This window comes from Brevibacterium mcbrellneri ATCC 49030 (assembly GCF_000178455.1).
GTDB lineage: Bacteria > Actinomycetota > Actinomycetes > Actinomycetales > Brevibacteriaceae > Brevibacterium > Brevibacterium mcbrellneri.
The window spans coordinates 1-13,848 of the sequence record NZ_ADNU01000085.1; the positions used below are offsets into that span (position 1 = coordinate 1).

The window sequence follows — 13,848 nt, forward strand, 5'->3', positions numbered from 1 at the left end:
GTCTGGACTTGGCTTTATGCCCCGGATCGCTTCATTTGGACTGCCTTCTCATAAGGATGGGACGGACCAAGCAACTTTGAGGTCATCGTGCGCACGAAAGCCGTTTACTCTACAACCTTCGCGGAGGGTTGTAGAGTAAACACCCTTTTTGATCGTTTTGTTCACGTTTTCGGACCAAAATCGGCACGTTACTCTACACGCCTAGTCCAGCGCAGCGCAGAACTGTAGAGAAAACCACCTAACGTGCTTGCCGTACACCTGGAACACCCGCCCCCATAACCCCTGGCGGTAAGAAAAAGGGGAAAACAAAACCCACCCAGAAACCCGGGTGGATAAGAGCAATGAATGAGCGAAGGTGGCTGGCCTGCCCTCGAGTAGAACTCACGGTGGGCTGGCTGCCACCTTCACTCACATCGTATCTGGTAGATGGTAAGTAGGAGCATTCCCGTCGTGGTCAATAGCGTTCTGTTTCCTAATGTTGTCCTGGCACTCCATGAATTCTTCAAATTCCTGCCCAAGATCAAACCGTTCAGGAAGATCACGGAACTGCTCAACCAAATGATCCGGCCATAACACGCCTTCGTGGCACGCCTCCAACCACAGCCCTTCAAGCGCTGCGTGCGTCTCGTTGTGCTCAATCAGCGAGTCAATAACAGACAGCTCATAGTCAGTGCGGCCCAGCTCGTTAACTGCAAACTCTCGCGCCGCTTCAGTGAGCTTATCCAGTTCATCTTGCCTGCGCATCGCTACCTCACCCCTGACTATCCCAGCCTGTAAATACTGGCCACACGAGATTGGCACTTCGCGTTTAATACCACAGCAACACGAACACAATGTCCGTTTACAAACCCAGCATACGAAACGCGACTAGGTTCACGGCAATCTATCCGCGATGGCAACCGCAAATCAGACTCTGCAACTTCACCGATGCCGTATTGCGCCGTCTGGGCTTGGCTTAATGCTTCGGAACGCTTCACTTGGACTGCCTTCTCACGATGATGAGAAACACCAAGCAGCCGAACACGCTTGGAAACCGTTTACCGACCAAAAACCACTACGCAAAAAATAACCAAAACAAACGACTAGGCCCAAAACCTGCAGTGGAAGTGTGGGCAAAATGTGGTCGAAACCTGTTTTCGCTGAGCCTGACCTGGTGCTTGTGGCCTTCTGACCAGGGGTTTTGCTTGTTATTTGTGTGTCCCCCCAGTGGGACTCGAACCCACACTGGATCGATTTTAAGTCGACTGTCTCTGCCGATTGGACTATGGGGGGCAGGGTTTTACCCTACAACAGTTTGAGAGGCGACCACACACGCATGGTCGCCTCTCACACGTCTAACGCTTACTTCTTAGCCGGTTCCTTACGAGGAGCTGGCTTGGAGTGAGCAGCCTCTACGAAGTTCTTACGTGGAACATCCAGGTCCTTCAACGCGGTGAGGTCGCGACCAGCCACGAAGTTGAGGAACCAGTTGGTGAACACACGCAGCTTACGGTCCACGGTAGGAATTGCGTAGCCGTGGTATCCACGGTGCATGAGCCATGCGAGGAAGCCGCGGGTTTCGAAGTCACCCATCTGAGCGACACCCTTGTACAGTCCCATACCGGCAACCGCACCCAGTGACTTGTGGAAGTACTGGCGGAATTCGGTTTCGCCGCGCAGAGCAGCCAAGATGTTAGCGGCCAGAACAGGAGCCTGACGAACAGCGTGCTGAGCGTTTGGCACGCAATAGCCACCTACACCGCCACCGGAGAGGTCAGGAACCGCAGCGTTGTCACCAGCACCCCAAGCGCCTTCAACAACACCGTTTTCGTCTTCAACACGCAGGTCAGCACGAACCGTGAGGCGGCCGCGGTCGTCCAGTGGAAGGTCCGAGTCAACCAGCAGTGGGTTAGCCTTCACGCCGGCGTTCCACACGATGGTGTCAGCGTCGAACTCTTCACCGTTGGACAGCTTGCAACGCTTGTTAGTGCAGTCCTGCAGGAAGGTTTCGAGGTACACGTCAACGCCACGTTCACGCAGGTGGTCGACAACCCAGCGTGCCTGCGCTTCGCCAACTTCTGGCATAACGCGAGGTGCAGCTTCAACCAGAACAAAGCGAACGTCAGCTTCCGTGAGGGTTTCGTGCTGCGCAACTGCAGAGCGCACCATGTCTTCGATTTCAGCGAGCGCTTCAATTCCAGCGAACCCACCACCGACGAACACGAACGTCAGGGCCTTACGACGTTCTTCGTCGTTCTCCATGAGAGCCGCAGCGTCGAGCTGGTTGAGGATGTGGTCGCGCAGAGCAACAGCTTCTTCAATGCGCTTGACACCAATAGCTTCTTCGTCCAAACCAGGGATCGGGAGTGCACGTGCAACCGAACCGGCAGCCAACACAATGTGGTCGTAGTCCAGTTCAAATGCTTCGTCACCTTCAGGCTCAACAACCGCGTACTTCTTGGCGTGGTTGATGGAGCGCACGTAACCGGTGACAACTTCTGCACCCTTGAGGTTGCGACGCAGTGGCACCACAGCGTGGCGCGGTTCGATTGAACCAGCGGCAACTTCTGGAAGGAACGGCTGGTAAGTCATGTACGGGTTGGGGTCAACAACGGTGACAGTTGCTTCACCTCGACCCAGGTTCTTCAGCAGGTTCTGGGCGGTAACCAGTCCGAGGTAACCTCCACCTACTACGAGGACGCGTGGACGCAATTTGCTATTACGAATCAAAGCCATAGTCTCATGCTATCGCTTGATCCGGTGTTTCACGAACGCGCCCCCTGAATGTTCATCGCATCTTTCCTGAGTCGTTTTTTCCGCGTCGACTTTGCACCAACCACACGACTACACCGGACAGAATTAGCGCACCCCCTACGCTCAAAAGAGGTACGTAAAACCACGGCAGTTGGTTGCGGTCGTGAGGGGTGGGTTGATGGGCCGAGGTGGTTCCCGGGTTGTCCGCGTCACCTTCGATAACGTCTTTTCCTGGCTTGGATGACTCTTGAGCCCGGCGGTGCATGCGCACCCATTCGGCTAGCTCTTTCTTTGCCGATTTCACATCCTTGCCAGGTTTCGCATCAAGGGCCGCAACCGGGTCGATCCGCCCGTGTCCCACAATGGGGTCAACAGGTTTTTCCTGGTCGTGACCCTTCACGGGTTTCGCCGTGGAGGTCACGGCAGCCACCACCTGATCGGCCGAATACTCAGGGTGTTCGGAACGGATCAGCGCAGCTACACCGGATACAAAGGGGGCAGCAAAGGAACAGCCTTCCGCCTCGGCGTACCCACCTTCATAGTACGGAACAGGAATTTTTTGCGCCGGCCCCATCAGATCAACCGCAATGCCTGGCGCGGTCGACTCCGAATCGATTGAGTCGTCCTTCTTCAGACCCCCAACACCTACGACTCCCGGAACCGTAGCTGGCGACCAGGCTCGAGTTGCGCCCTGGGAAGCATTACCCACACACGCGATGATCACCGCGTCTTTTTCATAGGCGTAAGAAAACGCCTCATCCCAGTATTCTGGCCACGCGGGATCGGCCCACCCAAGCGACATGTTAATGACCTTGGCTCCGTTATCCACGGACCACTTAATGGCGTCAGCTGCCTGTTGGCGCGAAGAAGGTGCGTCCGCTGGTCCACCTGAACCCAGCCACATGGACGCGGATAAGAGTTCAGCGTCTGGAGCGACTCCACGTGGACCCAGATTAGAACCGTTCCCTGCGATGACTCCGGCAACAGCCGTGCCGTGCCGCACTGTGTCCTTTGGCCCTACCGGGGTTTGGCCGTCCGTTTTTGACCCGGAGAAGTCCTTTGCCCCAACGACTTTGCCCGTGAGGTTTTCGTGGTCACCCTTGACCCCGGAATCAATGATGGCGACCTTGACGCCCTTCCCTGTTGTGCGTTCCCAGGCCTTGTCGATTCCATACGACTCGATAAACCACTGACCGGGTGACGCTTTTGGGGCGGCGTGCACCGGGGCGCCGGGGCTCAACAGTGAACCACCCAACACCAGGATTGCAAGTGAACCTAGCACCTGGCGGAGTTTAGGCACGTGACCTCGCCACGCCAAGTGCGATTCCGTCGAGAATGTCAGTTTCGCTACTCCGAATCGTCAGCCCTGGAGCGTCATCGACTATCCGAGTAATCAAGCGGGCGTACACGGTAGCGCCTGCGCCAATGACGTCTACACGTCCAGGGTGCATGTACGGTAACGCGGTCCGTTCCGCACGTGTCATGGCGGCGAGTTTCTGGCACGTTTCCAACACGCGGTCTGCCTCAAGTTGCGCACCGTGGATAGCGTGGGGGTCGTATGTGGGCAGGTCCAAATACGCTGCCGTGACTGTGGTGATAGTCCCGGCTACCCCCACCAAAGTGCGTGCCTGCGAAGTGTCGACTATTTGACGTGCACGGTCGTACCACTCGTCGATGTCGGCCACCGCTGCCGCTACTTCTTCCTCGGTAGGCGGGTCAGAATGCATGTGTCGCTCGGTCATGCGCACGCACCCGATGTCCATCGAAAATGCACTGTTAACGGCATCCGTTCCCAAAACCAGCTCGGTTGAGCCGCCGCCCAGGTCCATGACGAGTGCCGGGTAGTCAACGCTTGCGCCCAGCCCGGCTGTCGCCCCAATGAACGACAGTCCGGCCTCTTCTTCCCCCGTGATGACTTCCGCTTCAATGCTCAAGCGTTCGCGCACGCCGGCAAAAAACGTTTCGCGGTTGGTGGCATCGCGGGTGGCCGAGGTGGCAACGAAGCGTGCGTGTTCCGCGCCGTGATCTGTGATGAGTTCAGCGTATTCGTCGATTGCTGAAAAGGTTCGTTCCAGTGCCTCAGGGGCGAACGCGCCTGTTGCGTCAACGCCTTGTCCTAAACGCACAACACGCATTTCGCGCACCACGTCGGTCAGCGTGGTGCCGTCTGTGTCGGCGATGAGGAGTCGAATTGAGTTGGTTCCGCAGTCAATGGCAGCAACTCGCATTATCTTTGTACCCCCGGAACGTTGTTCATGCGTTCAATTGCACGGTCACCAATTGGGTTGACACCCGGACCGGCGGCCAGCGCGTGACCAACCAGAGCGTGTAGGCACTTGACACGGTTGGGCATCCCACCGGCGGAAAAGTCAGCGATTTCTTCGACGAACTCAATTCCGGCCTCATCCCCCAGTGTTTTGCGATCGTGCAAATACGCGCGGTGAGCTGCCAAGTATTGAGCGGCCAGTTCTTCATTTTCTGCGAGTTCAGCGGTCCATTCGGACATGATCCCGGAGGCTTCTAGTCGCGAACATTCCGCAACGTAGTCAGGGTGTGTCAGGTAGTACGTGGTGGGGAACGGTGAACCGTCTTCTAAGCGCGGTGCTGTGGCAATCACAAGCGGTTCCCCGGTGACGGATCGAGCTGCGACTCCAAGTACTCCCCGGGGGATCCGACCTAACTGTTGGCGCACTGTTTCCAAATCTGCCTTACTCGCCAGGCCGACCATTGCTATTCCTCCGTTGCTAGCCCCACAGTCTTCAAGGAATCCGAAAGTTCAACGTACCAGGGACGTTGCCGTTCACCCTTGTTCGCTTGATTTGCTGAACCGTGTTCGTCCTTGTCAGATTCTACGATAAATATCTTTTCACCCGGCTTGGCGTAATGGTATTCGTCACGCGCACGCCGTTCGATGTGCTTGGGGTCTTTGAGCTCTTGCTGTTTCTTCTCGAGGTCTCGGATCTCTTGTTCTGTCGCTGCGTTGTCGCGCTCCAGAACACTGATTTGTTGAGCTTGCCTAATCCCTGTTGTCACGGTGGGCACGAACATGAGTGCCACCAAGATGAAAACCCCTGCAAGTGCAGTTTTGCGCCCAAAGCTCAGACGCTTACGTGGCTTTTTGCGACCGGAAGATTTTGAGGACGAGGTCACACGATGACTCTGCGTTTTCTTGTTCATGAGACCTCGTCATTCGCGCGTAGGGGAAGGGAAAAGCACGACACTTGTAGTGTGCCGTGCTTTTCGTTGAACGCGAAGGCTATTCGCGGGTGTGTTGATTATCCGTTGTGCGGACTACCCGTTGAAGCGTGGGAATGCGCGCGCACCTGCGTAGCGGGCAGCGTCTCCCAAGAACTCTTCGATGACGAGCAGACGGTTGTACTTAGCAACGCGTTCCGAACGAGCCGGTGCACCGGTCTTGATCTGTCCGGCGTTGGTGGCCACCGCCAGGTCAGCAATCGTGGTGTCTTCGGTTTCACCCGAACGGTGGGACACCATGGTGGTGTAACCGTTGGAGTGTGCCAGTGCGATTGCTTCCAGGGTTTCTGTCAGGGTTCCGATCTGGTTGACCTTCACCAGGAGTGAGTTGGCGGCACCTTTTTCGATTCCGGTCTGCAAGCGTTCAGGGTTGGTCACAAAGAGGTCGTCACCCACCAGCTGAACCCGGTCTCCAAGTGTTTCTGTCAGGTGGACGTAGCCGTCCCAGTCGTTTTCGTCCAGTGGGTCTTCAATTGACACCAGTGGGTACTTTTCCACCAGTTCGGTGTAGTACGCAGTCATTTCTTCTGCAGATTTCTGCGCACCTTCAAAAGAGTACGACCCGTCTTTGAAGAATTCGCTGGATGCGACGTCGAGTGCAAGAGCAATGTCCTTGCCCGGCGTGCGGCCCGTGGCCTGGATTGCTTCGATGATGAGGTCCAGGGCCTGCGCGTTGGATTCGAGGTTAGGCGCAAACCCACCTTCGTCACCCAGGCCGGTTCCCAAACCTTTGGCCTTGAGCACCTTTTTAAGTGCGTGGTAAACCTCGGCGCCCCACTGGAGAGCTTCACTGAAGGTCGCTGCACCAATTGGGGCGATCATAAATTCCTGGATATCAACGTTGGAGTCTGCGTGTGCGCCACCGTTGAGAATGTTCATCATGGGCACAGGCATGACGTGCGCATTGGGGCCACCCAAGTAGCGGAACAGTGGCAGGTCTACTGACCGGGCCGCTGCGTGTGCTACTGCCAGCGAGGTTCCCAGGATCGCGTTGGCACCCAAGCGTTCTTTGTTTGGCGTTCCGTCGAGGTCGATCAGTGTCTGATCAATGATGCGCTGGTCATCGGCTTCGATACCGGCAACTGCGTCGTGGATCTCATCGAGGACAGAGTCAACAGCGGACAGGACGCCCTTGCCGTCGTAGCGTTCTGGGTCGTTATCGCGAAGTTCAACAGCTTCCCATTCGCCGGTTGATGCACCGGAGGGGACACATGCGGAACCGATTGCTCCGTCCTCCAGAAGGATCTCAACTTCGACAGTGGGGTTGCCGCGGGAGTCTAGGATTTCACGAGCATTCGCCGCGATGATCTGTGCCATGGTGTCTCCTTATAAACACGTCGAGAGGCTTCACGTGTAACTCTAATGCACAAGCAGTTTGTGACGGAGGAGGTCCGGCGTTTTTGCATCCATGCCACCTGACAAAAGAAACTTCTCCACTCCTCCAAATTCTTCGTCTACCCGCCGCAACATGTTGTCCATGTAGACGCGCGGGGCTTGCGTGGCAGTCTCTGACAGGTTTGCCACAATTCCGGCGTTAGCAAAGTTCGCACTGATCGCGGCCAGAAACTCCGCCCCAAGGAACTGTTCTGTCGCGTTGTAGTCGGTCACCACGTCGTCACGCGCAACCCCTACGAGTTCGTGGATGAACGCCGTGACCACCCCTGTGCGGTCTTTTCCGGCCGAACAGTGGTACACCAAGGGACCTTCGGCATTGGCGACCAAGTCAATCACGTGCGCAACGTTCATGGCGAAGTGATCGAGCAAGACACCATACAGAGTTTCCAAGTCACGCTTTTCTAGCACCAACCGGTCGGGTCGTTCACGATCCGCTGGGTAAAGCCGGTTACCGAACAGTGGCGCATGAATGTGGTTGACCTGCAGGTCCCCCAGCGCGTTAGGCGCGTTGGTGCGTTCCCGTTCCTCACGCAGGTCGATCACCATGACGATGCCCAGTTCGTGAAGGCGCGTCCGTGCGTCGTCGGTCAGGGCGGACAACCCGTCAGAGCGAAACACTTTGTGTTGCACGACCTGCCCTAAAGGTGTGTTCCAACCTCCAATGTCACGGAAGTTGAACGTTCCGCCGATCTCAATGCGTGTCGGTTGGTGCACGTTGACCTCTTTCGTCGATAAGTGCGTCGGTGGCGCGATGCAAAGCTCCTTCGGCGTCAATCCCGTTCGCGTGGGCCTTGCGAACAGCCGCTAACAGTTCCTGGCCGATTGTGGTTTCGGTGACATCTTCGTCTTCAGTCTCCGGCACGCCGGCAACGTCCGCGTTGCTCTCCACGCTCAGGGCTACTCTGTCCAAGCGGCTCAACACCGCTTGTGTCCTTGCGAGCGCAGGCATACTGGCTGGGATCGACGCACACGCTTCATGTGCCAAGTTATCACCCGCGGACACGTCCACAGCGTCACCGTCGCCCGCGTCTCGTTTTTCTTCGGCCTTAATGCGTTCATAGGCCCGTTCAACGTCCTCAATACTGGTGGGGCCGGTGGTTTCAAAGACGTGTGGGTGCCGCCGGACCACCTTCGCACGCAACCTGTCTGCCACCTCGGTGATGGCGCGGGGGCTCACGTAGTTTCCGGTAGGTGGGCTCGCCGAGGTGGGGGTTGCGTTGGGCTGGTCGAGCAGCGCCGCGTGGAAAAGGACCTGATATGCCACGTCGCCCAGCTCCCCTACCAGTTCCTCGCGGGTCGTGGAGCTGGGGTTCGTGCTGTATTCCTCGATCGCGTCGAGGAGTTCATACGTTTCTTCAAGCACGTACGGGGCCAGGCTGGCATGCGTGTGCGCGGCTGCCCAGGGGCAGCGGGCACGCAAGTAGGCAACGACCTCGGCCGTTGACAGGGTCTCAGGGTCGACCGGTTCCCACCGCGTCACGACTCCCCCTTTTCGCTGCTACCACCCGGATTTCCACTATCGCCCGCCGTCTCACCACTGTCTGCTTTTTCGACTGGCAGGATCGCGTTGAGGAACTTCATGCACCATTCCAGCAGGGCTGTATCAGTGACGTCGCTGGCGGCGAATCCCTGTCCCGAGGTGGGTTTGGGTACCAGCACGGACCGCAGCGCTGGTTTGATGAGGGACCGCGGGTAGAGGCGTTTGAGTCGCACGACTTGCGAATCGGCGAGTTCAACAGGCCCGAACCGAATGTTGTTTCCTTGCGTAACGATGTCGCTGATGCCCGAGGCGCGTGCGCGGATACGCAGGCGGGCTACATCAGCGAGCACGGCAACTTCTGGCGGGTAGGGGCCGTAGCGGTCGGTGAGTTCGGCCAGTACTTCGTTAACGCCAGCTTCATCGGTTGCTGTTGCGAGCTTGCGGTAGGCCTCTAAGCGCAGACGCTCCTGCTCGATGTAGTTCGTTGGCAAGTGGGCGTCGATGGGGAGCTCGATCCGCATTTCTGGGAGCTCTTCTTCTGCTTCGCCCTTAAAGTTGGCGACCGCTTCGCCCACCATACGCACGTACAGGTCGAATCCCACACCTTCGACGTGTCCGGACTGTTGGCCACCCAGCAGGTTTCCGGCCCCGCGGATTTCGAGGTCTTTCATGGCTACCTGCATACCTGCGCCCAGTTCGGTGTGGGCGGCAACGGTTTCGAGGCGGTCGTGAGCGGTTTCGGTCAGTTCGATGTCCGATGGGTAGAGGAAATACGCGTAGGCGCGTTCCCGTCCACGCCCCACCCGGCCCCTAAGCTGGTGCAGCTGAGACAAGCCCATGCGGTCAGCCCGGTCTACGATCAGTGTATTCGCATTCGCGATGTCGATTCCAGTTTCCACAATCGTGGTGCACACCAGTACGTCATACTGCTTTTCCCAGAAGTCCACAATCACTTTTTCAAGCTGCTGTTCGCTCATTTTTCCGTGCGCAACAGCGATGCGAGCTTCGGGAACCAACTCAGCCAACCGAGTGGCTACCGCGTCAATGTCCTGGACCCGGTTGTGAATGAAGAACACTTGACCTTCGCGCAACAGCTCACGACGAATCGCGGCAGTGACCTGCTTTTCCTCGTACTTACCCACGTAGGTGAGCACGGGGTGACGTTCCTCCGGCGGAGTGGCCAACGTGGACATTTCGCGGATCCCAGTCACCGCCATTTCCAGGGTGCGTGGAATCGGGGTCGCGCTCATCGCCAGCACGTCCACATTTGTGCGCATCGCCTTAAGCGTCTCTTTGTGCTCCACGCCAAAGCGCTGTTCTTCGTCAATGATGACGAGTCCCAGGTTCTTAAACCGCACTTCACCGGAAAGCAGTCGGTGGGTTCCGATCACCACATCGAGCTTGCCGGAATGGATGTCGTCTTTCGTCTGCTGTGACTCCTTGGGAGTCTGAAAACGCGAAAGCCTACCCACCGTGACGGGGAATCCTGCGTACCGTTCCCTAAACGTTTCAAAGTGTTGCTGAACCAACAAGGTGGTAGGCACCAGCACCGCCACCTGTTTGCCGTCCTGAACTGCCTTGAAAGCGGCCCTGACTGCCACCTCGGTCTTTCCATAACCCACGTCACCGCAGATCAGACGGTCCATGGGAAGAGGCTTTTCCATGTCCTCTTTGACTTCGTCGATCGTGGTGAGCTGATCAGCGGTTTCAACGTACCGGAATGCGTCCTCCAGCTCCCGTTGCCACGGCGTATCTGGTGAGAACTGGAAGCCTTTCGAGGCCATGCGCGCTGAGTACAACCTCACCAGTTCGCCGGCGATTTCTTTGACCGCTTTGCGAGCGCGCTGTTTGGTCTTCGCCCAGTCGGCCCCGCCCATCTTGTTCACGGATGGGCTCTCCCCACCCACGTAGCGGGTGATCTGGTCAAGCGAGTCAGACGGCACGAACAAGCGGTCGCCCGGGTGGCCGCGTTTGGACGGAGCGTACTCGATCACTAGGTATTCGCGGGTCAGGGAGTTCTTGCCCTTGCGCGTGGTGCGCTGAACCAACTCCACGAAGCGTCCCACCCCGTGCTGTTCGTGCACCACATAGTCACCTGGTTTCAGGTCAAGCGGGTCCACTTGCCCCCGGCGGCGCCTGCGCGGAAGGGACTTGCGCCCTCGCCGGCTATTCTGCACGGAGCGGCCCAACACCTCGGATTCGGTGAGTACGGCCAGTTTGGCCTTTTCACTCACGAATCCCGCGTACGTGGCAGCCGTTGTCACGGTCACGGTGGCTGGTGGCGCGGGCGCCTCGATGACTGGTTCGAAGTGGGCTAGAATGTCGGCTTCTGAGAACACCTCAACGAGTCGGCTACCAGAGCCCTTACCTTCTGTGAGCACGTACACGTTCCAGGCGTGCGAAACATGATCGCGCACGTCAGTGAGCACCGCTTCAACATCACCCGCATAACCGCGCGGTTCGCGGGCGTCTACTGTGACGTGGTTTTCCGTGGCCTCCACCAGTTCTTCATCGCGGGCGAACCCGCCCACTTCCCACCACGGAAGGCTGAGTTGGTCTGCAGCCGTGCGGGTCTCCTCCAATGTGCGGAAGCTCGCCGGTGACAGGTCAATGGGAGCTTCCCCTCCCGAGGCGGTCGCTGTCCACGCGGCCGCCAAAAACTCGTCTGTTGTCGCCACGAGGTCTGCAGCCCGTGTTTCGACGCGTTCTGGGGACAGCACCACAATGCGAGTGGTGCTGGGGAGGCGGGCCAACAACGGCTCCATGCCGTCGGCCAGCACGGGGGCCAGCGACTCCATCCCGTCCACGGCAACCCCGTCAGCGATTTTGTTAAGCATGTCCGCAGCTGCTGGGATCTGTTCCACCAAGGCGGCTGCACGTTCGCGCACCTTTGCTGACAAGAGAACTTCACGGCACGGTGGCGCCCACACATGCGGGGTCTCCGCGCCTTCCTCCGGCTCGATCGAACGCTGATCGGCAACAGAAAACCGCCGGATCTCTTCTACCTCGTCACCAAAGAACTCGACACGCAGGGCCGAATCTTCGGTGGGTGGGAAGATATCGATGATGCCACCTCGGACGGCAAATTCGCCCCTCCGTGACACCATGTCCACGCGCGAATACGCCAAGTGCGACAAATGTTCAGCGAGTTCCGTGAGATCGTGTTCGTCACCCACTTTGAGGGTAACCGGCTCCAGATCTCCCAGCCCTTTAACAATCGGTTGTAAGAGCGCGCGAACCGTGGTGACCACTACGGACAGCGGGCGTTCCCCTGGGTGACTGAGTGCACGCAAAACGGACAAGCGCTTACCCACCGTGTCAGACCGTGGTGACAAGCGTTCATGGGGCAAGGTTTCCCAGCTGGGGAAGAACACTACGGAGGTGGGACCTAAATGGTCAGCCAGGGCTTCTGTGAGTTCTTCGGCTTCTCGTCCCGTCGACGTTACTGCAACCACGGGAGCAGTTGCGCTAGCCCGGGCGATGAGGAACGGCCACAGGCCCTTCACTACATCAATGGACCCTCCTGGGTCTGTGTTGAGGGCATCAACGGCTTGGTTGAAGCCAGGCAGTTCGGTCACGCTTGCAGAGATTCCCGTCAAAGACACGCGGCTAGTCTACCTGTGAAACACTTATTGCATGAGCCAGTCGCACAAAACCGGTGACGAAGACAGTCTGGGCGCTATTGGGGTTGACGTTGCAAAACGTTTAGCGTCTCCCCTCATCATGCTCGCGGCCATGTGGGTGATCCGTATTGCTGACTTTGTGATTCCTATCCGCTTCAACGGCGCCGGGTTACGGTCGTGGGACTTTTCGCACTGGTATGGGATCTTCACCATGCCCTTCTTGCACTCTTCGTGGCCTCACCTGTTAGCGAATTCGCTTCCGTTCCTAGTTCTAGGTGGGCTGGTTGTCGCCGACGGGGTTGTCCGTTTCTGGGCCGTCACCGGAATCGTCATGGTCACCAGCGCGGTTGGGACGTTTTTTGTTAACGAACCGGGCACTCTCACGGTTGGTGCGTCTGGTTTAGTGTTCGGCTACTTTGGGTATCTGGCAGTGGCCGCGTTTTTCGCCCGCACATGGTCAGGTCGGATTGCCCGAGGAATCATTTCCCTGCTCGTCATTGGGATTTACGGAAGCGCCATGCTCTTTGGCGTCCTCCCCCGTTTGGGCCACATTTCGTGGCAAGCACACCTGTTCGGGCTGCTAGGCGGGGTCTTCGCAGCCTGGTTCGTCCTCGCCTGGGCGGGACGCAGGAAGTCGCAACGACCTCGGGCCGGGACTTCTGGCACCTCCGGTGGGAAAACAGTTGATACCGGGGACCCGGAACTCGACGCGATACTGCGGAACCTCGACTAGTTCTGACGCGAGTGGTAGCGCTGCTGGGCTTCCGTCAGCCCCTTGAGCACAAGGTCTTCAACAGCGTCGGCACAGTCGGACACAAAAATGGGCAGGTCTTTGCGTTCTGTGCTTGAGAAGTTCTGCAAAACATAGTCCGCGGTGTCCATGCGCCCCGGAGGACGGCCAACACCTGCGCGCACGCGCAAATAGTCACGCGTACCCAAGTGTTTGCTCATTGAACGCAAGCCGTTGTGGCCGCCTTCTCCCCCGCCCAGTTTGAGTTTGATCGAGTCAAACGGCAGGTCCACATCGTCATGGATTGCGATCACGTGTTCGGGGTCGATCGAATAAAAGTCGGCAAGCTGGCGCACGGGAATCCCAGATTCGTTCATATAGGTTGCGGACTTCATCAGAACGGCCTTTGTTCCCACAACCCCGCCGAGGTCGCCCACACTGGCCGCTAAAGCACGGGTTTTCGTGGATACCAGAGTGGCCCCGCACCTGCGGGCGAGTTCGTCGAGCACCATGTGCCCAATGTTGTGCCGGGTATTCGCGTAACGTGGCCCCGGGTTTCCCAGACCAATAATGAGGTAGCGCATGCCGTCCTTCGGTTAAAAAAGTGGGGTGTGCATGATGCACACCCCACT

12 protein-coding genes and 1 tRNA gene are annotated in these 13,848 nt (G+C 57.9%); 1 reads left to right on the top strand and 12 read right to left on the bottom strand.

Going from position 1 to position 13,848, the window contains the following annotated elements:
• Positions 1-408: 408 nt before the first annotated feature.
• The 11 genes from HMPREF0183_RS11365 to mfd all read right to left on the bottom strand — a co-directional run bounded on the left by HMPREF0183_RS11365 (position 409) and on the right by mfd (position 12,468).
• Positions 409-744 (bottom strand): hypothetical protein, encoded by a 336-nt coding sequence (locus HMPREF0183_RS11365; protein WP_005886276.1) that lies wholly within the window; start codon positions 742-744, stop codon positions 409-411.
• Positions 745-1,198: 454 nt separating this feature from the next.
• Positions 1,199-1,272 (bottom strand) — tRNA-Leu (locus HMPREF0183_RS11370).
• A gap of 69 nt (positions 1,273-1,341) precedes the next feature.
• A complete protein-coding gene (locus HMPREF0183_RS11375; RefSeq protein ID WP_005886278.1) occupies positions 1,342-2,715 on the bottom strand; it encodes an NAD(P)/FAD-dependent oxidoreductase in 1,374 nt (457 codons plus the stop codon).
• Between the two features lie 52 nt (positions 2,716-2,767).
• Positions 2,768-4,015, bottom strand: coding sequence for a S8 family peptidase (locus HMPREF0183_RS11380; RefSeq protein WP_245527168.1), 1,248 nt, complete (start codon positions 4,013-4,015; stop codon positions 2,768-2,770).
• Between the two features lie 10 nt (positions 4,016-4,025).
• Complete coding sequence (locus HMPREF0183_RS11385) at positions 4,026-4,961, bottom strand: Ppx/GppA phosphatase family protein (protein WP_005886282.1); 936 nt, start codon at positions 4,959-4,961, stop codon at positions 4,026-4,028.
• Positions 4,961-5,461, bottom strand: a complete 501-nt coding sequence (locus HMPREF0183_RS11390; RefSeq protein ID WP_005886284.1) for a DUF501 domain-containing protein — start codon at positions 5,459-5,461, stop codon at positions 4,961-4,963. Before HMPREF0183_RS11390 ends, HMPREF0183_RS11385 begins: the two co-directional genes overlap by 1 nt.
• Positions 5,462-5,463: 2 nt before the next feature.
• Complete coding sequence (locus HMPREF0183_RS11395) at positions 5,464-5,883, bottom strand: FtsB family cell division protein (protein WP_169309678.1); 420 nt, start codon at positions 5,881-5,883, stop codon at positions 5,464-5,466.
• A gap of 141 nt (positions 5,884-6,024) precedes the next feature.
• Positions 6,025-7,305, bottom strand: a complete 1,281-nt coding sequence (gene eno, locus HMPREF0183_RS11400; RefSeq protein WP_005886288.1) for a phosphopyruvate hydratase — start codon at positions 7,303-7,305, stop codon at positions 6,025-6,027.
• A 42-nt stretch (positions 7,306-7,347) separates the two neighbouring features.
• Positions 7,348-8,097: a tyrosine-protein phosphatase gene (locus HMPREF0183_RS11405; RefSeq protein WP_005886290.1), complete on the bottom strand. Its 750-nt coding sequence runs from the start codon at positions 8,095-8,097 to the stop codon at positions 7,348-7,350.
• Positions 8,075-8,863 carry a MazG nucleotide pyrophosphohydrolase domain-containing protein gene (locus tag HMPREF0183_RS12335; protein ID WP_005886292.1) on the bottom strand — a complete coding sequence of 263 codons (789 nt, stop codon included), beginning with the start codon at positions 8,861-8,863 and terminating at the stop codon, positions 8,075-8,077. The genes HMPREF0183_RS11405 and HMPREF0183_RS12335 overlap by 23 nt, the downstream gene beginning before the upstream one ends.
• Complete coding sequence (gene mfd, locus HMPREF0183_RS11415; RefSeq protein WP_005886294.1) at positions 8,860-12,468, bottom strand: transcription-repair coupling factor; 3,609 nt, start codon at positions 12,466-12,468, stop codon at positions 8,860-8,862. Before mfd ends, HMPREF0183_RS12335 begins: the two co-directional genes overlap by 4 nt.
• A gap of 31 nt (positions 12,469-12,499) precedes the next feature.
• Between mfd and HMPREF0183_RS11420 the strand changes: the two genes are divergently transcribed.
• A complete protein-coding gene (locus HMPREF0183_RS11420) occupies positions 12,500-13,219 on the top strand; it encodes a rhomboid family intramembrane serine protease (protein ID WP_005886296.1) in 720 nt (239 codons plus the stop codon).
• On the opposite strand, the gene pth is transcribed toward HMPREF0183_RS11420, so the two are convergent.
• Positions 13,216-13,800: an aminoacyl-tRNA hydrolase gene (pth, locus tag HMPREF0183_RS11425; protein WP_005886298.1), complete on the bottom strand. Its 585-nt coding sequence runs from the start codon at positions 13,798-13,800 to the stop codon at positions 13,216-13,218. The genes HMPREF0183_RS11420 and pth overlap by 4 nt on opposite strands.
• Between the last annotated feature and the right edge of the window lie 48 nt (positions 13,801-13,848).